The sequence below is a fragment of the Paenibacillus polysaccharolyticus genome (assembly GCF_023714295.1).
In the GTDB taxonomy this organism is placed as follows: Bacteria; Bacillota; Bacilli; order Paenibacillales; family Paenibacillaceae; genus Paenibacillus; species Paenibacillus polysaccharolyticus_A.
Genome location: NZ_JAMAUN010000013.1, coordinates 31,510 through 56,152 on the forward strand (window position 1 = coordinate 31,510; position 24,643 = coordinate 56,152).

Sequence of the window (24,643 nt, forward strand, 5' to 3'; positions counted from 1 at the left end):
AGTTGAGGCTCCCCTTTCTATCAGGGGAGGAGGGAGCATGGCGTTTTAATAGATTAAAATGAGGATGTATACGCATTCATAAATGGTGTGTGATGTCGTTCACAACCCTGCCAAAGCATGTTGCGCGTGAGGTCTTCTCGTCTTGACCCCGGCGTATCCTTCAATTATAGTTGGTACGTAGGACTTAAACTATTTTAGATAGATAAAGGTGGCTTGCAGCATGTCTGAGAAAATCTACGTTGGGGTCGATCTCGGCGGAACAGCAATCAAGGTCGGTATATGTGATGATCAAGGTCAGCTTATGCATACGTATGAAGGACCGACTGAAGTGGATCAGGGCGTTGACACGGTTATCGCCAACATCGAGAAGTATGTCCGTCATATCGTTGCCGAATCACCGTACAGCTGGGAACAGCTTGAGGGTGTCGGAGCAGGAGTTGCCGGTTTCACGAATGTACGCGAGGGGATTATTGTTCATGCTCCTAACATCGGATTTCGGAATGTGGCCATTCGTTCGGTCCTGGAAGAGCGTCTGGGCAAGCCTGTCAAAATAGATAATGATGCGAACGTTGCTGCTCTGGGTGAAGCTTGGGCTGGAGCCGGCAAGGGTGTAGACAATTGTGTATGCTTCACACTCGGTACAGGCGTTGGCGGCGGTCTCATCCTGAACGGTAAAATCTATCAAGGGTTTTCCGGCATGGCAGGGGAACTGGGTCACATCAGTGTTGTACCGGATCTGGAAGCAATCAAGTGTGGTTGTGGTAAAATGGGATGTGTAGAGACGGTATCATCCGCAACAGGTATCATTCGCATGGCGAAGGATGCTGTAGAGCGTGGAGATCATACGTCCCTTGCTTTGGTAGACAAAATCGCTGCCAAGGAAGTATTTGACGCGGCCAAAGCAGGCGATGAAGTGGCACTGCGGATTGTAAACCGTGCAGCTTATTATTTGGGCAAATCCATGGCAACCGTAGCCGCTGTACTGAATCCGGAATTGTTCATTGTTGGCGGTGGTGTATCCAAGGCGGGGGACTTCCTGTTTGATGAGATTCGCAGCGTGTTTGCTCAATTGACCCCGGAACCGCTACAACAGGGAGTTCAGATTTTGGAAGCAACGCTGGGTAATGATGCAGGTATCGTAGGTGCGGCAGGTCTCCTCTTGCGTTCGTAGTAAAACTCGTAACACGATAATCCGACAGCAATATGATAAGGAGGGGACATTTATGCTTGACGGTGAAGGCTCACCAGGCACAGGCGCCACGCTCATTATCATTACCGGCATGTCAGGAGCGGGTAAAACGATAGCTGTGCAGAGCCTGGAGGATCTGGGGTTTTTCTGTGTGGATAATTTACCGCCTGTTTTAATTCCCAAATTCGCAGAACTGATCGAACAGTCCAATGGCAAGATCGGTAAAGTAGCGCTGGTCATCGATCTGAGGGGACGTGAATTCTTTACGGCATTATCCGAGTCTTTGAATTATATCAAGGATCATTTTACGATTCATTGTGAAATTTTATTTTTGGATGCGACAGATTCTGTGCTGGTCCAGCGTTACAAAGAGAGCAGGCGTCGACATCCGTTAGCACCAGAAGGTATGCCTCTGGATGGCATCAAGCTGGAGCGTAAGATGCTGGAGGAGCTTAAAAACTCAGCAACTCAGGTGCTGAATACCAGCACCATGAAACCTGCCCAATTGAAGGAGCGCATCATCTCACGTTTCTCCCACTTGGAGAGCCAGATGTTGTCAGTGAATATAACGTCCTTCGGATTTAAATACGGTATTCCGATTGATGCGGATCTCGTGTTCGATGTTCGTTTTTTACCGAATCCGCATTATATTGATCATTTGCGGCCGAATACAGGACAAAATAGTGAAGTGTACGAATATGTTATGAAATGGCCTGAAACGCAAGCGTTTCTGACCAAGCTGCTGGATATGCTGCATTTTCTGATTCCGCAATACCGGAAGGAAGGCAAAAGCCAGGTTATTATTGGAATCGGCTGTACCGGAGGCAAGCATCGTTCGGTAGCAATATCGGAATATTTGGGCAAAATGCTGGGAAGCAGTGAGACTGAAGCTGTTACCGTAAGCCATCGCGACGCTGACCGGGACCGTCATTGAAGAGGGTGAAGGGATGAAAGAGGCCGGACCACGGAGAGAACGTCCGAGAATCGTTGTTATGGGCGGTGGAACCGGATTATCCGTGATGTTACGAGGTTTAAAAGAAAAACCGATGGATATCACGGCGATCGTTACGGTTGCTGATGACGGTGGGAGTTCAGGGATCTTGCGCAGTGAGTTGCAAATGCCGCCTCCAGGCGACATTCGAAACGTGCTCACCGCGCTTGCAGATGTTGAACCACTGCTTTCGGACATGTTAAAATATCGTTTCAATACAGGCGCGGGGCTTGCAGGCCACAGCCTGGGCAATTTGATATTGGCTGCAATGACGGATATATCAGGCGACTTTGTGACCGCTGTGCGGGAGCTTAGCCGCGTGTTTGCCGTTAGGGGTCAGGTGCTTCCGGCAGCGGGTCAAGCAGTTGTGCTGCACGCTGAGATGGAGGATGGATCGATTATTACAGGCGAGTCCAAAATACCTGAGGCAGGCGGGCGTATTAAACGTGTCTTCCTTGAACCGGATCACGTGGAGCCGTTGCCAGAAGCTGTGGAGGCTATACGCCAGGCGGATGCAATTCTGATTGGTCCAGGTAGTCTATATACGAGTATCCTTCCTAATCTGCTTGTCCCCAAACTGGCAGAGGCTGTCGTTGAAACGGATGCAGTGAAGATGTTTATCTGTAACGTGATGACACAGCCAGGAGAGACCGATAATTATACTGTGAGCGATCATCTTAAAGCGGTGCAGGAGCATATTGGTCACCAGCTCTTTGACTATGTGATCGTGAACAATGGTGACATTCCGCTACAAGTGCAGAATAAGTATGCGGAAAAAGGAGCAAAACCGGTCGTTCTTGATATGAGTGTGCTGAAAAGTTCAGGATATCAGGTTGTTGCAGATACGCTAGTTTTATTCAAAACCTATCTGCGCCATGATGCCGATAAGCTCAGCCATCATATCTACCAGCTGGTTCAAAATTGGATGTTACGGAAGAGGTGAAGTCCCATGTCATTTGCAGCACAGACTAAAAAAGAGTTAACGATGATTGAAAGTGAAGCGTGCTGCGAACAGGCGGAACTTTCAGCCCTCATCCGTATGCTTGGTGCAGTGCAGTTATCGAATAAAAAAGTCATCTTGGATATTTCGACAGAGAATGCTGCGATCGCAAGAAGGGCATACTCTCTGCTTAAAAAGCATTTTCAAGTGCATACGGAATTGTTGGTTCGCAAAAAAATGCGGCTGAAAAAGAACAATGTGTATATTGTTCGTGTTCCGTCTATGGTTCAGGAGATTCTAAAGGAGCTGCACATCGTCTCCGAAGGATTCCTGTTCACACCTGGTATTAACGAAGAGCTGCTGGAGAAGAACTGTTGTAAGCGGGCGTATCTTCGCGGTGCGTTTTTGGCAGGTGGCTCAGTGAATAACCCGGAGGGTTCCTCATATCATCTGGAGATTGCGTCCATGTATGAAGAGCATTGTCAGGCGCTCGTAGATCTGGCCAATGAGTTTCATCTCAATGCCCGGTGTATAGAAAGAAAAAAAGGATTCATCCTATACATTAAGGAAGGCGAGAAAATCATTGAGTTGCTTAGCATCATCGGTGCTCACCAGGCCTTGTTCAAGTTTGAAGACGTGCGAATTATGCGAGACATGCGTAACTCGGTGAACCGAATCGTCAACTGTGAGACAGCTAATCTGAACAAAACGATTGGAGCAGCTGTCAGACAAATCGACAATATCCGTTTACTGCAAAAGGAAGTAGGTTTGGAATCTCTTCCAGATAAGCTACGTGAAGTAGCCGAAGTAAGGCTTGCTCACCCCGATATCAATCTGAAGGAAGTTGGCGAACTGCTAAAAGGTACAGTGAGCAAATCGGGCGTGAACCATCGTCTTCGGAAGATTGATGAGCTTGCTGAGAAAGTGCGTGCGGAACGTTATAGTTGAAGGTTGAAATGAATTGTTTAGGTTTAAGATGTGTTATGACCTTATTAGGTCATTGTAGACTACTCATGCAGGGTGAAGAAGACACTTCGGGCATTGGCTTTTTGTCTAAGTCCAAGGACCATGTTTTTTCTTCTAGTGTCCTGCACGGGTTAATGGTATAATGTTGTATAAATATAATTGTGTATTTAATGTCCAGATTTCATAATAGGGGGTAAGTTTCTATGACAAAGCACCCGGTAGTTGTCCGTTTGAAAACGGGTCTCCATGCCAGACCTGCAGCGCTGTTCGTTCAGGAAGCGAATAAGTACTCATCTGAAGTGTTCGTCGAGAAGGACGATAAAAAAGTTAATGCTAAGAGTATCATGGGAATCATGAGCCTTGCAATCAGCACAGGTACGGAAATCCATATTAGTGCAGAAGGCGCGGATGCCGATCAGGCTGTAAACGCTTTAGTTAGTCTGGTTAGCAAGGAAGAGCTTGAGAACCAATAAGCATGACGAACTAAATTAATAAATAAAGAAGTCCCGCAAGGGGCTTTTTTGCATTTTATATAATTTTGCAACAAACGGGTTCGTCAAGTGCAACATTATGGAATTTGTCCCGTCTGTTAAGGTATCAAATTGCTTCAAGTTTGAGAAGTTAACATATGAGGAGGTTGTTCGTAATGGGTAAACAATGGATGAAACCGTTTGGTGCGGTGTTGGTGGCAAGTTCGTTGCTGGTTGGAGGAACGGCTTATGTTGCTCCAGGAAACTATGCTTATGCTGCTGAAGTTCAAGGCGTACAGCAAAATGTAATCAATGTTGTAGGTAAAGGTGAGATTCAAGTGAAGCCGGACATTGCCTATCTGTCCATCGGTGTAAACAGTACTGCTGACACTGCTGCGTCGGCTCAAAAGGCAAATGCAGCCAAGATTCAAAAGGTTACTAACTTGCTGAAAAACACATGGAAGATCAGTGCAGATGATATTCAAACCAGTCAATTTTATGTGCAACCGAACTACACGTACAGTGAAAAAGATGGACAGAAAATTAAAGGTTACACAGCACATCACACATTGACAGTAACATATCGTGATATGGACAAGATTGGTGAACTGCTGGATGCGGCATCCCAAGCAGGGGCCAATAATATCGAAAATGTACGCTTCACAGTAGAGAATCCGGAGAAATACGAATCCGAAGTGATTGCTAAGGCAGTAGCTAATGCCGATGTGAAAGCAGGAGCGATCGCTAAAGCGGTTAAACGTCAGCTGGGTACTGTTCTTTCGGTAAGCCAGCCGGATGCTAATGTCCCTGTGTTCTATGCATCAGAGCTCATGTCGCAAGCGAAGAGTGAAGCAGATGCAGGTACACAGATCGAAGCTGGTCAGGTCAAAGTAAGCACCGTTCTGAATATCACGTATGAGATGAAGTAAGGAACTTTTCACTTCACGGGATAAAATATTAAATAATAAGAATTTAAAATAATGACAAAAACACTGTCCTTCGGGGCCGTGTTTTTTTGTTGCGGATGCTGGCTTTAAGGAAGCGAGGGCCAGAAAGTAGTTGTGTTACCTGTCTAAGAAATAATCGAATCATGTCGTTTTTGTAGCATTGTTCGTAACAAAACGTTCATTTTCTGCGATGAAAATCGTGCGATTTTCATCAACATTGTAACTGGAGCTGTAAACCTTTCCGAAAAAGGGTTAATTATAATAAAGAGGCAAGCGTATGGCCTATGCAATCTAATTCTATTTACATACGCATTAAACCTGATGAAATCTTAGAGAGGAGTTTTATAGATGAAAACATGGAAAAAGTGGACGAGTGCATTATTGGCAGCAGGTGTAATTATGGGAGGAAGTACAGCGTGGATGGATCAATCGGTTCAAGCAGCATCCGTATCTTCCAAAGTAACTGCACCGGCTGAAGTAACGTTGAAATCAGGTGGAAAAACCTTCACGCAAAAAGGGTTGCTCCAAGGTGGATCTACATGGGTGTCGCTGACAGCAGTTAAGGATGTAGCAGGTGGGACATTGAAATATGATGCAGAAACAAAGTCATATACCGTAACTGCAGCGAACAATGCGATGACTGTTAGTTTGATGGATGGCCAGCCAAACGTCTATATTAATGGTTTTTATCCTCAAGTGGAAGCAAAGTTGATCCAGGGTCGTTTGTACATCCCGTTCTCTGCAATGAGAGATTATTTGGGTGTACAAGGTAACTGGGATGCCAAAACCAAAACATTAACCCTGAGTAAAGTAAAACAAAATAACGTACAGGTGAAATCGACTAAAGCGAATGTAACCGTTAAAAATGCTGAGGTGGATGTGCAGTACCCGCAAGTGAGCGGACTAGCGAGCAAAGAGGCCGAAGCGGCGATTAACAAAGTGCTCAAAGATGAAGTAGACACCGCTGTTGCGGCGTTCAAAAAACAAACGTCTGAATTCGGTGGAGCAACTGCAAATCGTCCATATGCATTCGAAGCTTCTTATGTGGTGACTTACAATGAGAACGGTGTGCTCGGTCTGATCACTCAACGTTATGAGGACTATGCAGGAGCGCACGGTATGACTTACCGTACAGGTCACACGTTTGCACTCGACACGGGTAAAGAACTGACACTGGATGATGTGATTGCAAACAGCAAACCCATGCGTGAAACGATCAGCAAAAAGGTTGGCGAGCAACTGAAAGCAAACACGGGATACTTGAGTGGCTACAAAGGTCTTAACAAAGATCAGGATTTCTACGTGACGCCAACAGGCGCAGTGGTATTCTTCCAGTTGTATGAGTACACCGCGTATGCGGAGGGCTTCCCTGAATTCAAGTTCACTTACAAAGATATTCTGCCTAAAGGAACCGCACCATTCAGCAACGTAGCTTCTGAGAAGTAGATTCGTTTTAGCTTAGATGAAATCATAAATTAAATTAAATTCAAGTTAAGAGCCCTTATATCGTTCATTCGTGAAAAATAATAAACAAGAAGCCTCCGTCGAAGCAAAGATGACGGGGGCTTCTTGTCTGTTCGCAATTAAAAAGCGCAGGGCGTGCTCACCTATATTCAGGTGATGCACGCTCTGCGCCTATTTTCGTTGTCTCCAGGCAGCTAAAGCTTAGATGCCTTGGGAGCCTACGTTTTGGATTACTTTATCGATGATACCGTAATCGGCTGCTTCAGCAGCACTCATGAAGTAGTCACGATCTGTATCTTTTTCGATACGCTCCAGAGGTTGACCTGTGCGCTCGGAGATGATGCGGTTCAAGGTATCACGCATTTTCAGGATGCGGCGTGCACGGATTTCGATGTCCGACGCTTGACCTTGTGCACCACCAAGAGGTTGGTGAATCATAATTTCACTGTTCGGCAACGCAAAACGTTTGCCTTTTGCACCGGCATTCAACAAGAATGCACCCATAGAAGCCGCCATACCTACGCAGATCGTAGATACATCCGGTTTAATGAATTGCATGGTATCGTAGATTGCCATCCCTGCTGTAATGGACCCGCCTGGGCTGTTGATGTATAGGTGAATGTCTTTCTCCGGATCTTCCGCTGCCAGGAACAACATCTGTGCCATGATGGCATTCGCGACAACGTCATTCACGTCGCTGCCAAGGAAAATGATACGATCCTTCAGCAATCTGGAATAAATATCATAGGCGCGCTCACCCCGGTTGCTCTGTTCAACGACCATTGGAATATAACTCACGTGAAAAACCTCCTCGGAAATGTAAATGTTAAATGGTGTTTATACTTAAACTGTTACCGTATTAACCACATCATAAACAATCTCAAACAAAAAGTCAAAGAAAGTCAAACTAAGTTTGAAAAAAAAGAAACCTTTCCGGTTTCGTTGGTTAAATGCATTATGAGCTGTTAAAAATATAGTGGCGCGCCCGCCAAGAATCGAACTTGGATCTCAGGCTTCGGAGGCCTACGTCATATCCATTGGACCACGGGCGCAAATTATGTGACAGCAATAATGATTATAGCTTATGCACTGGTGAATTGCAAGCAGTTGCTTTGCATGAACATGGTGTGGTTTTCCTTACGATGAATGGGCCCACGCTGTCTTTCATGAATGGACCGAGTTATTCCGAAGATGGTTTGAATTGTTTCGGAAATGATCATGATGAAGAAGGATGGATAAAGCTTGTATTTCAGTACATGCTATAAGAAGTTTTGGACATGCCCTATGAAAATGAAACACAGCAAGATATAGATGTTATGTGTGGACTTCTTCTATATATGGTGTGAGATCCTCATTTCCTTATCTCGATGTGTAAAGGTTGTGAAAATAGGCGCGTATAAACGCCTGCTAACCTGTCGAAATAAGCAATTGAAACACTTGCATCTCGCGTCAGTTTTAGGTAGAATGAACGTGGGACTTAAAAAGTTAACCCGGGACATTTTAAGGCCATGCAGAAAGCTTGGAACATGAAGCTTGCGGGAGTGGAAAGCATGCGAACGATCTTGGAAGTGCAAAAGCAGCTTCTGCCCGATCTCATGGATGTCTTGAAAAAACGCTATACGATTCTGCACCAGATCATGTTATCGGATGTGATTGGGCGGAGAACGTTAGCCAATTCCATGCAGATGACCGAGCGGGTTCTGAGAGCTGAGACCGATCTGTTAAAGGCTCAGGGACTTATCGAAATTGACAGTGCAGGGATGAAGATCAGCGAGGCGGGTTATAATTTGCTGCAGCAATTAGAACCTGTCGCGAAAGAGCTGTTTGGATTATCCGAGCTGGAAGAGCGAATCAAGCAAGCCTACGGTCTGCAAAAGGTAGTCGTGGTTCCTGGCGATTCGGATATATCTCCTTACGCCAAAAGGGAGCTTGGAAGAGCTGGAGCAAAAGCTCTCAGCAGTATCATGAATGACAACGACGTTGTCGCTGTAACAGGCGGATCAACAACGGCCGAAGTCGCAGAACAACTCACACCACCGACTTCAATGAAGGGTGTCTGGTTTGTACCAGCACGTGGCGGGTTGGGAGAGAGCCTAGAAATTCAGGCAAATACGATTGCATCCACGATGGCAAAACGGACAGGGGCTCAATACAAACTCCTGCATGTACCGGATTTGCTTAGTGACCATGCCTATGAATCGCTGATCCAGGACCCGGGAGTTCAGGAGATTTTACAGCTGATCAGGCAATCGCGCATCGTAATTCATGGCATTGGTGATGCTGTGGAGATGGCGAAGAGACGCAAGCTTGCACCGGAGATCATAGACGAACTTCAGGAGCAGGGAGCTGTATCGGAGTCCTTCGGGTATTACTTCAATGGTCAGGGTGAGGTGGTACATACCATGCTTACGCTGGGCATGCGGCTTCAGGATATCGAACGCACCGATGTAGTCATTGGCATTGCGGGCGGCAAAAGTAAGGCAGCTGCCATCCATTCCGTACTGCGGTTCGGACAGGAAGATATTCTGATTATTGATGAGGCTGCGGCCGAAGTCATCGTCGCTGACATGGAAACCATCTAACTTTTCAGAGATGAAATGGTTTTATTTTGAACACAACTCTTGTTGTCTTGACGGACTTTACCGTCTGTCTTGAATATATAGTTTCATAAAAAACTAATCAAAACTTGGGAGGAACTTACTCATGATTAAAGTAGGTATTAACGGTTTTGGACGTATTGGTCGTTTGGCATTCCGCCGTATTCAAAATGTAGAGGGCATTGAAGTTGTAGCAATCAACGACTTGACTGACGCTAAAATGCTGGCTCATTTGCTCAAATATGATACAACTCAAGGTCGCTTCGATGGCGATGTTGAAGTACATGATGGTTTCTTCAAAGTAAACGGCAAAGAAGTTAAAGTACTTGCTAACCGTAACCCTGAAGAACTGCCTTGGGGAGACCTGGGTGTAGACATCGTTCTGGAATGTACTGGTTTCTTCACAACAAAAGAAGCTGCTGAGAAACACTTGAAAGGTGGAGCTAAGAAAGTTGTTATCTCCGCACCAGCTACTGGCGACATGAAAACCATCGTTTACAACGTAAACCATGAAATTCTCGACGGTACTGAAACTGTAATCTCCGGCGCATCTTGCACAACAAACTGCCTGGCACCTATGGCAAAAACACTGCAAGACAAATTCGGAATTGTTCAAGGTTTGATGACTACAATTCACGCTTACACTGGCGACCAAAACACATTGGATGCTCCACACCCTAAAGGTGACTTCCGTCGTGCTCGCGCAGCAGCTGAAAACATCATTCCTAACACAACTGGTGCTGCTAAAGCAATCGGTCTGGTTATCCCTGAACTGCAAGGCAAATTGGATGGTGCAGCTCAACGTGTACCAGTAGCTACTGGTTCCCTGACTGAGCTTGTAACTGTTCTGGGCAAAAAAGTTACTGCTGAAGAAGTTAACGCAGTTATGAAAGAAGCTTCCGATCCACAAACTTTCGGATACACTGAAGACGAAATCGTATCTTCCGATATCCAAGGAATCACTTTCGGTTCCCTGTTTGATGCAACTCAAACTAAAGTTCTGACTGTTGGCGACCAACAACTGGTTAAAACTGTAGCTTGGTATGACAACGAAATGTCCTACACAGCTCAATTGGTTCGCACATTGGAGCACTTTGCAAAAATGATCAAGTAATATCTGTAATAACATAGAGCGGAAACAGATTGTTATTGTTTCCGCTCTTTATATATGGATATTTAGTTAATTTCTCATGAACACCAGGACTGACAAGGGATTCAGCTCTTGAAAGGTTCACCAAATACATGGGTGCGGAGGAAATAGAGATGAACAAAAAAAGTGTACGCGATATCGAATTGAATGGAAAACGGGTATTTGTCCGTGTAGATTTCAATGTGCCGCTCGAAGATGGTAAAATTACAGATGACAAACGTATTCGTGCAACACTGCCTACGATCAACTTCCTGATCGAAAAAGGTGCAAAAGTGATCTTGGCGAGCCACATGGGACGTCCAAAAGGTGAAGTTGTAGAATCCATGCGTTTGACGCCAGCAGCTGAGCGTTTGTCCGAATTGCTGGGTAAACCGGTTACTAAAGCGGATGATTCCGTTGGCGAAGCGGTTAAAGCTCAAGTCGCGGCATTGAACGATGGCGACGTATTGTTGCTTGAGAACGTTCGTTTCCACGCAGGCGAAGAGAAAAACGATCCGGAACTGGCAAAACAATTTGCTGAACTGGCTGATGTATTCGTTAACGATGCATTCGGCGCGGCTCACAGAGCACATGCTTCGACGGAAGGAATCGCTCACTTGCTTCCTGCGGTGTCCGGTTTGTTGATGGAAAAAGAGCTTGATGTGTTGGGCAAAGCAATCTCCAACCCTGAGCGTCCTTTCACAGCAATCATCGGCGGTTCCAAAGTAAAAGACAAAATCGATGTGATCGACAACCTGCTCAACATTGCAGACAACGTAATCATCGGTGGTGGTTTGTCTTACACATTCATGAAGGCTCAAGGCCACGAAGTAGGTCAATCCTTGCTGGATGAGTCCAAACTGGATGTAGCACTTGGCTTTATCGAAAAAGCAAAAAAACTGGGCAAAAACTTCTACCTGCCAGTGGATATCGTAATCTCTGACGACTTTAGTGCGAACGCAAACACAAAAATCGTTGAAGTTGGCGACATTCCTGCAGATTGGGAAGGTATCGACATCGGTCCTAAAACACGTGAGATCTACGCTGACGTAGTTAAAAACTCCAAACTGGTTGTATGGAACGGACCAATGGGCGTATTCGAAATCGAGCCATTCTCCCACGGTACTCGTGCAGTTGCAGAAGCTTGCGCTACAACATCTGCATACACCGTAATCGGTGGTGGCGACTCTGCAGCAGCTGCTGAGAAGTTCAAATTGGCTGACAAAATGGACCACATCTCTACAGGTGGCGGCGCATCGCTCGAGTTCATGGAAGGCAAAGTGCTTCCAGGCGTAGTTGCATTGAACGACAAGTAAGCTTTAAGCTATAGCATGAAGGAGTTGAAACCAATGAGAACACCAATTATCGCGGGTAACTGGAAAATGTTCAAAACGGTTTCCGAATCCAATGACTTCATTCAGGAAGTTAAAGGAAAAGCGGAAGTCGCAGGCGTAGAAACAGTAATCTGCGCACCTTTTACAAACTTGCCATCCTTGGTAGAAGCTGTGAAAGGTACTAACATCAAAATCGGCGCACAAAATCTTCATTTCGAAGACAACGGTGCATTCACTGGTGAAATCAGCGGTATCATGCTGAAAGAACTGGGTGTAGATTACGTAATTGTAGGTCACTCGGAGCGCCGTCAATATTTTGCGGAAACCGATGAGACTGTCAATAAAAAGCTTCATGCAGCATTCCGTCACGGATTGACTCCAATCTTCTGCCTCGGTGAAACGCTTGAAGAGCGCGAAGCAAATCAAACAAAAGACGTATGCAAAGTGCAAACCGAAGCAGCTTTGGCTGGTCTGACTGCTGAGCAAGCAGTACAAGTGGTTATCGCTTATGAGCCAATCTGGGCGATTGGTACAGGTAAATCCTCTACATCCCAAGATGCGAATGAAGTTATTGCTTACATCCGTACATTGGTGAAGGATCTGTACAACGAGCAGGTTGCAGATGCAGTTCGTATTCAGTACGGCGGCAGCGTGAAACCGGAAAACGTAACAGAATACCTCGGACAAAGCGACATCGACGGCGCACTTGTTGGCGGTGCCAGCTTGCAACCGGCTTCGTTCATCGCGCTTGTTGAGGGGGCGAAGTAAGATGACCGCTCCAAAACCTGTAGCACTGATCATTATGGATGGCTTCGGTCTGCGTAACACGGTGGAAGGCAATGCGGTAGCGCAAGCCAAAAAACCGAACTATGACCGTTTCATGAGCCAGTTCCCACACACAACTTTGACTGCATGCGGTGAGGCTGTAGGTTTGCCGGAAGGCCAAATGGGGAACTCCGAGGTAGGTCACCTGAACATTGGTGCCGGCCGGATCGTATATCAGGATTTGACCCGTATCTCCAAATCGATTCGTGACGGCGAGTTCTACGACAATGAAACCCTTGTCAAAGCGGTGCGTGAAGCGAAACAGAACGGTAAAAAGCTTCATCTCTATGGCTTGTTGTCCGATGGTGGCGTACATAGTCACATCGACCACTTGTTCGCGATGCTGGATTTGGCTAAAAAAGAAGAAATGAACGAAGTATATATTCATGCCTTCCTGGATGGCCGTGACGTTATGCCGGACAGCGGTAAGGACTTCATGCAGAAACTAATCGCTAAAATTGATGAAGTTGGTGTAGGTAAAATCGCAACGGTACAAGGCCGCTATTATGCCATGGACCGTGACAAACGTTGGGAGCGTGTGGAGAAATCCTACCGCGCTATCGTTTATGGCGATGGACCGAAATACACGGATCCACTCAAAGCGGTTGAAGAATCGTATGAGAAATCCGTATTTGACGAGTTTGTTGAACCAACAGTCATCGTCCAAGCGGATGGTGAGCCGGTAGGTTTGGTGGAAAGCGGCGATTCCGTTATCTTCCTAAACTTCCGTCCTGACCGTGCAATCCAGTTGTCGCAAGTATTCACGAACTCCGATTTCCGCGGTTTCGATCGTGGGCCGAAGTTCCCTGTGGGCTTGCACTTTGTGTGCCTGACATTGTTCAGCGAGACGGTTGAGGGGTATGTGGCTTATGAGCCAAAAAACCTTGACAATACGCTGGGTGAGGTACTGGTGCAGAATAACAAAAAACAACTCCGTATTGCAGAAACCGAGAAATACCCGCACGTAACCTTCTTCTTCAGCGGCGGCCGTGATGTAGAGCTTCCGGGCGAAACTCGCGTGCTGATCAACTCGCCTAAGGTGGCAACGTATGACCTGCAACCAGAGATGAGCGCTTATGAAGTAGCAGACGCAGCAGTCCGTGAGATTGAAGCGGATAAACATGACGCAATTATCCTTAACTTTGCTAACCCTGACATGGTTGGACACTCCGGCATGCTGGAGCCTACGATCAAAGCGGTTGAAGTAACGGACGAGTGCATGGGTCGCGTTGTAGACGCGGTACTTGCCAAAGGCGGCGTGGTGCTGATCACTGCGGACCACGGTAACGCGGATATGGTGTTTGATGAGCAAGGACGTCCGTTCACAGCTCATACAACGAACCCGGTTCCATTTATCGTGACTGATCCAAATGTAACGTTGCGTGAAGGCGGAATTTTGGCTGATATCGCGCCAACCATTCTTGACTTGATGCAATTGCCAAAACCGGCAGAAATGACGGGAACATCCGTTATCGCTACCCGTAAGTAATTCGTTTTAATAGGTTGTCGAATAAGACAGAGTGGAACCTGGAACGAAGCGGGCAGAACCGATCTGAAGAAGCGTTAGCGTTCGCCTTTATCACATGATTCCAACTTATGAAAATAAGTTCAAAGGAATCAGGGGATAACAGCGATCGGAAGATGGTACTGCATGCGGAGTGGCTTGGTGAAACTCACCTATTCTGAACGTATTAAAATAAATTCAAAATTAAAGGAGATTATCACTCATGACTATTATTTCTGACGTGTACGCTCGCGAAGTCCTCGACTCCCGCGGTAACCCTACAGTTGAAGTTGAAGTATACCTGGAGTCCGGCGCAATCGGACGCGCAATCGTTCCATCTGGTGCATCCACTGGTGCCCACGAAGCGGTTGAGCTCCGCGATGGTGACAAATCCCGTTACCTTGGTAAAGGCGTTCTGCAAGCTGTTAAAAATGTAAATGAAATCATCGCTCCAGAAGTCATCGGTATGGATGCTTTGGATCAACTGGGTATCGACAAATTGATGATCGCTTTGGATGGTACGCCAAACAAAGGTAAATTGGGTGCAAACGCAATCCTGGCAGTATCCATGGCTGTAGCTCGCGCTGCTGCTGATGCTCTGGAATTGCCGCTGTATGTTTACCTGGGCGGATTCAACGCGAAAGCATTGCCAGTACCAATGATGAACATCATCAACGGTGGTGAGCACGCGGACAATAACATCGACGTACAAGAGTTCATGGTATTGCCAGTTGGCGCGCCAAGCTTCAAAGAAGCTCTTCGTGTAGGCGCAGAGATCTTCCACAACCTGAAATCCGTACTGAGCTCCAAAGGTTTGAACACAGCTGTAGGTGACGAAGGTGGTTTCGCACCAAACCTGGGTTCCAACGAAGAAGCCATCACTACAATTATCGAAGCAATCGAAAAAGCAGGTTACAAACCAGGTGTTGATGTATTCCTGGGTATGGACGTTGCTTCCACTGAGTTCTACAAAGATGGTAAATACACTTTGGCGGGTGAAGGTAAATCTTACACTTCCGCTGAGTATGTTGACCTTCTGGCTTCATGGGTTGAGAAGTACCCAATCATCACGATTGAAGACGGTATGTCTGAAGATGACTGGGATGGTTGGAAATTGCTCACTGAAAAATTGGGCGACAAAGTACAACTCGTTGGTGACGACTTGTTCGTAACAAATACTGAGCGTCTTGCTAGAGGGATCGAGCAAGGTATCGGTAACTCCATCCTGATCAAAGTAAACCAAATCGGTACCCTGACTGAAACATTCGATGCAATCGAAATGGCTAAACGTGCAGGATACACAGCTGTAATCTCCCACCGTTCCGGTGAGTCCGAAGACAGCACAATCGCTGACATCGCTGTTGCAACAAACGCGGGTCAAATCAAAACGGGTGCTCCTTCCCGTACAGACCGTATCGCAAAATACAACCAATTGCTTCGCATTGAAGATCAATTGGATGAGCTTGCTCAATACAATGGTCTTAAAGGATTCTACAACCTCAAAAAATAAGCTGCGTACACAGCATTTCGGGCAAGCCGGGTAACCGGCTTGTCTTTTTTTTTGATGATGCAAAACAGGTAAAAGGCATAATCTAATGAGAAGGCCGGTTATTACCTGCCTAACTCTAATGGGCAAGCTATTCAGGGTTGTAAGATGGTGGACTTGAATTGAAATTGCTTGCCGTGTACTACTTGTAGTACAACCATTGCTGTGCTACAATTAAAGTAACTGTTTTTATGGTGAGATGTTATGCCCACATGGGTAGGAGGTGGAAAGAATGGATATTGCTTTGAAATTGCTGCTCGTTGTTTTCTCGATCGGTCTAATCACTGTAGTATTGCTGCAGCACGGGAAAAGCGCTGGTTTGGCGGGTGCCATCTCCGGTGGTGCGGAACATCTTTTCGGTAAAACGAAAGCGCGCGGATTGGATCTTTTCTTGCAACGTGCAACGGTGGTACTAGGTGCAGGATTTATGATTCTGGCTATTGTTGTTACGGTGGTTTCCAAGTAACTTGGATTTAAGCCGTCGAACCAAATCGAATAGCTAAAGCCAATGGCTTAACGGATAAACCTTCGTTTCGTGCAGAAACGGAGGTTTTTTAATAGAAATTTATTTCTCCAAAGTTTGCCAATTATATTGCTATATTGCGACCAAATCCTTCTTGAAATCGATGGATACTGCATTATGCTTGTAACTTCTGTTCAATTCCCCCTTACTGTTTTAGAGACCCATTTCAGGCAGTTATGCCACGGCGAGATATAAAATTCTTGTGATTGATATTTCTAACGTATAGATCAGATCTGTGATGAGATTTATTTTCTACATGCTAATTTAAATCAGGTCGGGCATATCACATACTGCATAAACTGTTTAAAGGAGCACATTTGAAAGGCTAACTGGCAGCGTTTATAGACCAAAAGGCTTTTTTGGGTAGCTACGGATGGGCTGGATTGAATTCGTGTATACTAGGGTATGAGATAGTAAGGGTGCGGTAATCATACGCATTTTACTATATGGAATCTGTACGAATACGGCACGAATTCCGATACATAAAGAGAAGAGATCAGACTATACTCTTACGTTTCCCGAGGTGAAAACTAATGATAACCGAACAACAATTGCTTGACTTCATGCGGGAGACCGCTTATAAACCGATGACTTATCAGGAGCTGGAACAGCACTTTCAGATTGAAAATGCTGCTGATTTCCGAGCCTTTTTGATTATGTTGAATACGCTGGAGGAATCCGGCCAAATTTTACTGACGAGTAACAATCGCTATGGTATGCCGGAACGTATGAATCTGGTGCGTGGGCGCTTGCAGGCGCATGCGAAGGGGTTTGCTTTTCTGATTCCAGAAGACCGCGAACACCCGGACGTATATATCCATGCCAATGATATGAAAAGTGCAATGAATGGTGATATTGTACTTGTGAAAGTGACATCCCAAGGGCCGTCCGGCGGGCGCCTGGAGGGTGAGATTGTACGGATTGTGACGCGTGCAATCACACAAGTTGTGGGTGTTTTCCAGAGCCACGAAGTGTATGGATTTGTCATTCCGGACGATAAACGGATTAATCGTGATATTTTTATCCCGCGTACGAATTTTGCCGGTGCTGTAGATGGACAGAAGGTTGTTGCCAAGATTGTCAGTTATCCGGAAGGCCGTGCAGCCGCTGAGGGTGAAATTATAGAGATTTTGGGTCACAAGGATGAGCCAGGCATTGATATTTTATCGGTCATCCGCAAACACCAGCTGCCTGAAGCTTTCCCGGATGAAGTGATGCAAGAAGCGGAAAAAGCACCGGACTCCATTACGGATGAAGAGATTATCCAGCAAGGACGTCGCGACTTGCGTGGTCTGAACATCGTTACGATTGATGGCGAGGATGCGAAAGACCTGGATGATGCGGTTAACGTGGAAAAACTGCCGAACGGCAACTACCGTCTGGGCGTGCATATTGCCGATGTGGGATACTATGTACGTGAGAATTCGAAACTGGATCAGGAAGCATATAACCGTGGATGCAGTGTGTATCTCGTGGACCGGGTTATTCCGATGCTGCCACAACGTCTGTCGAACGGAATCTGTAGTTTGCACCCACAGGTGGATCGTCTGACGTTGTCTTGTGAGATGGAGTTTAACGACCAGATGAAGGTTGTGAAACACGACATTTTCACGAGTGTTATCAAAACGAAGGAACGTATGACCTATACTAACGTACGCAAAATCCTGGAAGGCGAAGAGCCGGAGTTGCTTGAACGTTACAAAGATTTGGTGGATGACTTTCACCTGATGAAAGAGATTGCCTTGAAGCTACGTGCGATGCGTATGCGCCGCGGGGCGGTTGATTTTGATTTTGAAGAGTCCAAAATCATTGTCGATGAGAACTGCAAACCGGTCGATATCGTGAAACGGGAGCGCTCCATCGCAGAGCAAATCATTGAGGAGTTCATGCTTGCAGCCAATGAGACCGTAGCGGAGCATTTCCACTGGCTTAAAGTGCCGTTCATCTATCGTGTGCATGAAGACCCGGATCAGGAAAAATTGCAAAACTTCCTCGCTTTTGCGGCGAATTTTGGACACCAGGTCAAAGGGCGTGGCAATTCCATTCATCCAAGGGCGCTTCAATCTTTGCTGGAGGATATTAATGGTACGAAGGAGCAAACGGTCATCAGCACGATGATGCTACGTTCCATGAAACAGGCGAAATATGATTCGGAAATGTCAGGTCACTTTGGTTTGGCTGCTGAATTTTATAGTCACTTTACATCCCCGATCCGCCGTTATCCCGATCTGGTCATTCACCGAGTCATTCGTGAAGTGATTGAGAACAAAGGAGCATTACCGGAGAATCGCCAAGAGTATCTGGCAAGCCGGATGTCGGATATCGCCCAGCAGTCTTCAGAACGCGAGCGTGTGGCGGTGGAAGCTGAGCGCGATACGGAGAAAATGAAGAAAGCAGAGTACATGCTCGACAAGGTCGGCGAAGAGTTCGAAGGCATCATCAGCAGCGTAACCAGCTTCGGTATGTTTATTGAGCTGGAGAACACGGTAGAAGGTCTGATTCGACTGAGTGCGCTGACAGATGACTATTACCATTTTGATGATCAGCATATGGCCTTGATTGGTGAGCGTACATCCAAAGTATTCCGCATTGGCGACGAAATTAAAATTCGCGTAGCACGTGTGAGTATGGAAGAGTACACGATTGATTTTGAAATGGTCGATATGAAACCTCGTCGAGAACGCGATGGCGGTTTCGATCGTGGTGCCCGCGGTGGTAAAGGTGGTCGTCCTGGTAGCGGCGGCGGCCGAGGCGGTGCCAAAGGTGGCTTCGGTGGAGGCCGTGGCGGCAAAGGCGGCGGTGCTGGTGCAGGCGGTAAACGCGACCGTGGTGGCAGATCAGCAGAAGACAGTGGTCAAAGCGCTCGCGGTGGGCGTGGCGGAGCGGCAAATGCCGGAGCAGGTGCAGGCTCATCAACGGGTGGGTTTGCTGGTAAAGGCGGAGGCAGACCGAAAGGTGAGCGTCGTGCGAGTGATGCAAGTGCAGGCGCGGGTGCTTCAGGTAGTCGTGGTAAAGGTGCAGTAAGCTTTGGCTTTGGTTCAGGCAAGGGCGGATATAGCTCATCCCCAGCTGGTCAGGATAGTGGATCAGGTGAACGTAACCAAGGAAGTAGCCTGAATGGTAGCGGCCGTGGAGAAGGAAGCTTCAAATCCGGTAAGGGCGGTAGCGGTAAAGGTGGCAAAGGCGGAGGTAAACGCAAAAACACCTCACCTAGTGGTATTTTTATCGGGGAAAATGCTACACCGGGCGGCGCGCAAGAAGGCGGAGCACCACGCCGTAAACGTAAGAAAAACAAAGGCGGGGCCGGGAATGGGACAGCCGCTTTTGTTCGGAAGAAAAAGAAGTAAGTGAGAAGCCAGAAAGGGGCGGCGCAGGCCGCCTCTTTCTTGATTTTAACAGCCGTCCTTGCTACAATTAAGGTCTGGCACAGTTTTTTTGGTGCAACATGGATGCTATGCTGGTACAGCATGGTACGGGTTTATATTTACGAAGAAGGAGTGAGGACATGGGCAAGAATGATGGGCAGAATAAAGTGCTTGCACAGAACAAAAAGGCTTCCCATGACTACTTCATTGAAGATACGTATGAAGCGGGCATGGTGCTGACGGGCACAGAAATTAAGTCGATTCGTAACGGCCGTGCGAACATTGGAGACTCATTTGCAACGATTCGTAACGGTGAGATTCATATTCACAATATGCACATTAGTCCTTTTGAACAAGGCAATCGTCATAATCCGCTTGATCCAACACGCACACGTAAATTGTTAATGCATAAGGTGCAAATTCATAAACTGCTTGGGTTGTCAAAGCAGGATGGATACAGCATTGTGCCGTTGAAAATTTATATTCGTAATGGTTATGCGAAGCTGTTGCTTGGCTTGGGTAAAGGTAAGAAGCAGTATGATAAACGTGACACTGCCGCGAAGCGGGATGCACAACGTGATATCCAACGTGCACTGCGCGAGAAGCAGAAGGTTGCCCGTTAAAAGAGAACGACGTTTGCAAATGTTCATTCGCGTCGATTCGCAGTGGTTTAGGGTTGTTAAGCCTTATAGCTTAGCTGGTCGATAGCGGAATACGATAAGCGAAGTATGATTGGAAACTTGGAATCGATGGAGTCTCGCAGTTTGCCTATCTACGGGTGAGTGCGAGGCTTTTTTATTTTGTAGATTGCGTAAATGTGTGCATCGGTGGGTAAATTAATTAAACCAACGGTTGTAGCTGGGTAAACTTTACTTCCGATGAGTCACGCGGTATAATATGTAGACGATTGAGCCTGATGGCATGGTTAGTTGGCTAGTTTGGATAACCTTTCATCTGCGCTCAGTAGACTGGATTGCTTTCCAGCAATCTGCACTATATCGGTGCTTCGGGCTGTGATATGATTATTCATGTAGCAGACAGGAATGCCGAGTATGTAAGAAACATCTTATCACCTTGGAGGGATTAGATGTGTAGCACCTTTGCTCCGTATTCACGGATTAATCCTGGAGCCCTTCTTATATGAGGGGGCGTTTATGGATTCGACGGGGATAGTTCGAGCATGGGTAGCGGGTAGTGGGGACGCGTCCGCTTTATCAACGCTAAAGCCTATTAAACGGCAAACAACAAACAAACTACGCTTTCGCAGCCTAAGAAACTGTGTGCGTGCTTCTACCCTGCATCGCCCATGTGACAGGACTAGGGGCTAACAAGTAGTGGGATACGCTGTCACATCTCCGCCTGGGGTGTGCTGAAGAAGACAATCAGGCTGACCCAACGTATAGCCGGTTACGGGGCGATACTCGGGTGACATCAAAACTGTGACTACACCCGTAGAAGCTTATGTGTCGTTATCTTCGGACAGGGGTTCGACTCCCCTCGCCTCCATTAGTAGTATCAGTGACAGCCACCATTTGGTGGCTGTTTTTGTATATCAATCTATTGGATCGTTGTTTTCGTTAATCAAATTACAAACTGAAATGATACGGGAATTAACTGCTGATGATGGAACAATTTCACACAGCAGAGAATTGATCACTTTATAAATATATTAAAAGAAGTAGCTGATGGATGCTTGTTATGCAACAAATGCAATCAAACATATAAATTTAGGATTTATACTGGGCTAAGTTATAAAAAGACAATACAATTGAGTTAAACTTGTGAAGGGTGTGGCGATTGTTACACTCATGCTCAGGAGCAAAGTCATTTCACCTATTTTAGCTATACAACACCATCGATCAGTGTTCTGATTGGTGTTATTCAGTTTTTGATAAAATAGGGATAATTTAATACTGGAGGGGACTGAGAATTTTTATCAATTTAAAACAACTCGATGAAATTCTAATAAAAGCAAATCAACATGCACAGACAAATACTAAAGAATCAGGTGCCTCTATTTATTATATAAAAACAACAAACGCGTTCGTGAGGATGCTGAAGGAAATAAATTCGAAATTATATTTGATGCTACTGGGAAACGCCAGGAGTTTGAGTATCATAATTAAATTCAGAGCAGTCATGACTGTGTTTGCTGGAACCAATTGAGCTGGGAAAAGTGCACTCAGTATGCAAATGAGAGAGTGACTTGGTGAACTGGTTGATCCAGATCAAATTGCTAGAGAGTTGAAGCCAGATAATCCGCGCAGTGCTGACCTATCTGCCGGTAGAGAAGCTGTAAAAAGGATCCGATCTCTCATTAAAAGTGGTGTAAACTTCGCTATTTAAACAACATTGTCCGGATCATTTTGTTTTAAAACATATGGAAATTTCAAAAGAAAACAGTTACGAATTTATTATTTACTATATCGGTCTTGAGGATGTTCAAATGCATATAGATCGAGTTGCATCTCGGGTTGAACAAGGTGGACATTGGATTGCAGAAGAAGACATTCGTTATCGATATGGTCAGTCATTGAAGAACCCTAAACCGGCTCTGGCCATTGCAGATCAGGTTATCATCATTGATAACACATACGAGCTTTTAATTGTTGCGGAAATCATACAGGGTAATTTGATCTATTGTGTTGAGTCTATACCTGCATGGGCTAATCCTGTTCTTAAGGATCACTGATACTTGGGTGACATCAAAACTGTGACTAAATTATAACTCGTCATGCCCCTCTATGGGTAACTTAATGGAGCACGAGCTTTGGATTACAGGAAACATATTCGTTATAGATAAGTGAGTCATTCATTGTTCAAGAGGACCTGATCTAACGTGTGAGGCCAAGAGTATAGACAACTTTTTAACTTTCTAGTATAAAAATCTGACGAATCTTCTGCATTGAATAAATTTAACTTTTATATTTCACTTTAAAGGTATAGTATTTTATTTATAATACTAATCTACCTTGAAGGAGATTTTATGGATAACGATAAGAAAGTTATACTTTATGGAGCAGGCAAAAACGGAAGACAAATGTATACTTTCCTTAAGCTTAAGGGATATGAGAATGTTGTATATTCATTTTGTGATGAAAGAGCTCAAACGATAAAAGAAATCGATGGAGTTAAGGTCTGTACTTACGAGGAACTGAAAGAAACGAACCTTCCTTATTACATTTCGGTTCGTGAATTTCAAGAGGTTGAGAAACGTCTCTTAGAAGATGGGAAAAAGGTAATAGACATAGCTGCCTTTGTTGGAGAAGAGGGCGTCTCTTTTTATAGGGACTATTGTGCACATTATCATATAGATAATATGGATGATTATTTTGAAAATGCCGAAAAGGAGTCTAGTCTCAATGTATTCTGGAGTGATGACAGCCCCTTCTATGAATTTTTTAGAAATTTAGACTTAAGTAATGTTATTGAATTGGCTTGTGGTCGTGGGCGTCATGTTCAGAAATATGTAGATAAAGCAAAACATATTACTTTGGTTGATATCCTAGATAAAAACATTGAGGTTTGCCAAAAGAGGTATCAAAACTATTCCAATATATCCTATTATAAAAACAGTGGATACGACTTGAAAGAATTAGAAAGTGAAAAATATAGTTCGTTATTTAGCTATGATGCTATGGTCCATTTCGAAATGTTTGACATTTACAACTATATGAAGGAAATTGGCCGTGTATTACAGTCAGGTGGCTATGCATTACTTCATCATTCAAATACAATGTCTAACTATAAAATCTCATTTGCACAAGGTAATGCTCATGGAAGAAACTACTTGAGCAAAGAACTGTTTGCATATATAGCCCATCGAGCAGGTTTTGAAGTTATTGAACAAAAAGAGATTGATTGGGGAATTCCAAATCTAGACTGTATATCTCTCGTTAGAAAGCCTGACTGAGCCCATTTTATATTTTCTAATCAAAACTTGTGAAAATTACCATAGATGCATATGTGTCGTTATTTTCAGACAAAGTAGTCCAGCTGACTTCCCTCATCTCCTATTAGAGTCAAGAAACCATCAATCAGTGTTCTGGTTGGTGGTTTTTCTGTTGATGATCGATTAAGTATAAATTTCTATCAGCCATAAAATTATGATTAGATTAATGAAGTATACTAAAATATACAATTTTAAAGAAAGGAGTTTTAATCAGGCTATTCTTCTACAGGCCAAGAGGTCAATCCATTCTATCTCGAATTCAATAGAACTGGTGAATAAGAAATACTACATAAAGGAGTTAACCCCAAATGAGTGAAAAACACTGGCTTGTCGTGCAATATCCGCTAAAGAGTGCCAACGGTAGCAAACGTGATCAGTGGTTGAAGGAGAAGGTTATGGAGTCTCTTGGAACTGCTCTAACCCAGCATGAACTGGGGGAAGTGGATGGATGCGACATAGGAAGCAGCGTGGCTGATCCGAAAAAATATGTGATGAACATCTTCTGTGTGGTGACGGATGAAGAGCGGGGCATAGCATTGGTCAAAAAATTACTTCGAGAGAGCCGGCTAGATTACACCCGCATCCTCATTGCAACCATGCCTTACGGCACAGAAGGCAGCTACACGCTGAAATTTGCCTCCAAAAAGGGTGTTACAGAGTTTTCGCTATAATCTCAACTACGTATTCAATATCAATATGAGCGATCTTCACATCTTACAGTGGAGGTCGTTTTTTTAAGTCGAATAAGGCACGTCCATATCGAGGTCAGCTTTTTTCCACCTAACGCCCAACCTCTCTACCAATACAAACCGGCACAAAGCGATAAAAGGTGTTGAGCCTCTTCCAGATCCAGGCATATAATGTACAATTGTATGCAGTCCGAGGGAGCGTGAATCTCTCG

The 24,643-nt window shown here is 45.3% G+C and carries 20 protein-coding genes, 1 tRNA gene and 1 other RNA gene; 20 read left to right on the forward strand and 2 right to left on the reverse strand.

From position 1 onward, the window contains the following. Window positions 1–220: 220 nt before the first annotated feature. From M3629_RS24035 to M3629_RS24065, 7 genes are all read left to right on the forward strand, one after another. Complete coding sequence (locus tag M3629_RS24035; RefSeq protein WP_251510948.1) at window positions 221–1,171, forward strand: ROK family glucokinase; 951 nt, start codon at window positions 221–223, stop codon at window positions 1,169–1,171. A gap of 52 nt (window positions 1,172–1,223) precedes the next feature. Continuing rightward, window positions 1,224–2,123 (forward strand): RNase adapter RapZ, encoded by a 900-nt coding sequence (rapZ, locus tag M3629_RS24040; RefSeq protein ID WP_090924789.1) that lies wholly within the window; start codon window positions 1,224–1,226, stop codon window positions 2,121–2,123. Between the two features lie 13 nt (window positions 2,124–2,136). Continuing rightward, window positions 2,137–3,123: a gluconeogenesis factor YvcK family protein gene (locus M3629_RS24045; protein WP_251510949.1), complete on the forward strand. Its 987-nt coding sequence runs from the start codon at window positions 2,137–2,139 to the stop codon at window positions 3,121–3,123. A gap of 6 nt (window positions 3,124–3,129) precedes the next feature. Then, window positions 3,130–4,068 (forward strand): DNA-binding protein WhiA, encoded by a 939-nt coding sequence (whiA, locus tag M3629_RS24050; RefSeq protein WP_145335933.1) that lies wholly within the window; start codon window positions 3,130–3,132, stop codon window positions 4,066–4,068. Between the two features lie 221 nt (window positions 4,069–4,289). Further along, window positions 4,290–4,559: an HPr family phosphocarrier protein gene (locus M3629_RS24055; protein ID WP_090924792.1), complete on the forward strand. Its 270-nt coding sequence runs from the start codon at window positions 4,290–4,292 to the stop codon at window positions 4,557–4,559. A gap of 173 nt (window positions 4,560–4,732) precedes the next feature. Beyond that, window positions 4,733–5,485 carry an SIMPL domain-containing protein gene (locus tag M3629_RS24060; protein WP_251510950.1) on the forward strand — a complete coding sequence of 251 codons (753 nt, stop codon included), beginning with the start codon at window positions 4,733–4,735 and terminating at the stop codon, window positions 5,483–5,485. Between the two features lie 366 nt (window positions 5,486–5,851). Then, a complete protein-coding gene (locus M3629_RS24065; RefSeq protein WP_251510951.1) occupies window positions 5,852–6,949 on the forward strand; it encodes a stalk domain-containing protein in 1,098 nt (365 codons plus the stop codon). Between the two features lie 219 nt (window positions 6,950–7,168). On the opposite strand, the gene clpP is transcribed toward M3629_RS24065, so the two are convergent. Then, window positions 7,169–7,765, reverse strand: coding sequence for an ATP-dependent Clp endopeptidase proteolytic subunit ClpP (clpP, locus tag M3629_RS24070; protein WP_090924795.1), 597 nt, complete (start codon window positions 7,763–7,765; stop codon window positions 7,169–7,171). 179 nt (window positions 7,766–7,944) lie between these two features. After that, a tRNA-Arg gene (locus M3629_RS24075) sits at window positions 7,945–8,019 on the reverse strand. 498 nt (window positions 8,020–8,517) lie between these two features. Between M3629_RS24075 and M3629_RS24080 the strand changes: the two genes are divergently transcribed. From M3629_RS24080 to M3629_RS24140, 13 genes are all read left to right on the forward strand, one after another. Next, window positions 8,518–9,549 (forward strand): sugar-binding transcriptional regulator, encoded by a 1,032-nt coding sequence (locus tag M3629_RS24080; protein WP_154959907.1) that lies wholly within the window; start codon window positions 8,518–8,520, stop codon window positions 9,547–9,549. A gap of 121 nt (window positions 9,550–9,670) precedes the next feature. Next, window positions 9,671–10,678 carry a type I glyceraldehyde-3-phosphate dehydrogenase gene (gene gap, locus M3629_RS24085; protein WP_056695277.1) on the forward strand — a complete coding sequence of 336 codons (1,008 nt, stop codon included), beginning with the start codon at window positions 9,671–9,673 and terminating at the stop codon, window positions 10,676–10,678. 149 nt (window positions 10,679–10,827) lie between these two features. Beyond that, complete coding sequence (locus M3629_RS24090) at window positions 10,828–12,009, forward strand: phosphoglycerate kinase (protein ID WP_251510953.1); 1,182 nt, start codon at window positions 10,828–10,830, stop codon at window positions 12,007–12,009. Window positions 12,010–12,042: 33 nt separating this feature from the next. Then, window positions 12,043–12,795, forward strand: coding sequence for a triose-phosphate isomerase (gene tpiA / locus M3629_RS24095; RefSeq protein WP_251510954.1), 753 nt, complete (start codon window positions 12,043–12,045; stop codon window positions 12,793–12,795). Window position 12,796: 1 nt separating this feature from the next. Next, window positions 12,797–14,341, forward strand: a complete 1,545-nt coding sequence (gene gpmI, locus M3629_RS24100) for a 2,3-bisphosphoglycerate-independent phosphoglycerate mutase (protein ID WP_251510955.1) — start codon at window positions 12,797–12,799, stop codon at window positions 14,339–14,341. A 238-nt stretch (window positions 14,342–14,579) separates the two neighbouring features. Beyond that, the gene (gene eno, locus M3629_RS24105; RefSeq protein WP_123066178.1) at window positions 14,580–15,866 is read left to right on the forward strand and encodes a phosphopyruvate hydratase; all 1,287 of its coding nucleotides are present in this window, start codon (window positions 14,580–14,582) and stop codon (window positions 15,864–15,866) included. 268 nt (window positions 15,867–16,134) lie between these two features. Continuing rightward, window positions 16,135–16,368, forward strand: a complete 234-nt coding sequence (gene secG, locus M3629_RS24110; RefSeq protein ID WP_123066179.1) for a preprotein translocase subunit SecG — start codon at window positions 16,135–16,137, stop codon at window positions 16,366–16,368. Between the two features lie 590 nt (window positions 16,369–16,958). Further along, window positions 16,959–19,772: a ribonuclease R gene (gene rnr, locus M3629_RS24115; protein WP_251510956.1), complete on the forward strand. Its 2,814-nt coding sequence runs from the start codon at window positions 16,959–16,961 to the stop codon at window positions 19,770–19,772. Between the two features lie 158 nt (window positions 19,773–19,930). After that, window positions 19,931–20,413 carry an SsrA-binding protein SmpB gene (gene smpB / locus M3629_RS24120; RefSeq protein ID WP_090924803.1) on the forward strand — a complete coding sequence of 161 codons (483 nt, stop codon included), beginning with the start codon at window positions 19,931–19,933 and terminating at the stop codon, window positions 20,411–20,413. A 521-nt stretch (window positions 20,414–20,934) separates the two neighbouring features. Continuing rightward, window positions 20,935–21,299: a transfer-messenger RNA gene (gene ssrA / locus M3629_RS24125) on the forward strand. Between the two features lie 937 nt (window positions 21,300–22,236). Further along, entirely contained in the window at window positions 22,237–22,482 is a 246-nt protein-coding gene (locus M3629_RS24130; RefSeq protein ID WP_251510957.1) for a hypothetical protein, read from the forward strand. A gap of 294 nt (window positions 22,483–22,776) precedes the next feature. Next, window positions 22,777–23,703, forward strand: coding sequence for a class I SAM-dependent methyltransferase (locus M3629_RS24135; protein ID WP_251510958.1), 927 nt, complete (start codon window positions 22,777–22,779; stop codon window positions 23,701–23,703). A 347-nt stretch (window positions 23,704–24,050) separates the two neighbouring features. Beyond that, a complete protein-coding gene (locus M3629_RS24140; protein WP_251510959.1) occupies window positions 24,051–24,413 on the forward strand; it encodes a hypothetical protein in 363 nt (120 codons plus the stop codon). The last annotated feature ends 230 nt before the right edge of the window (window positions 24,414–24,643 follow it).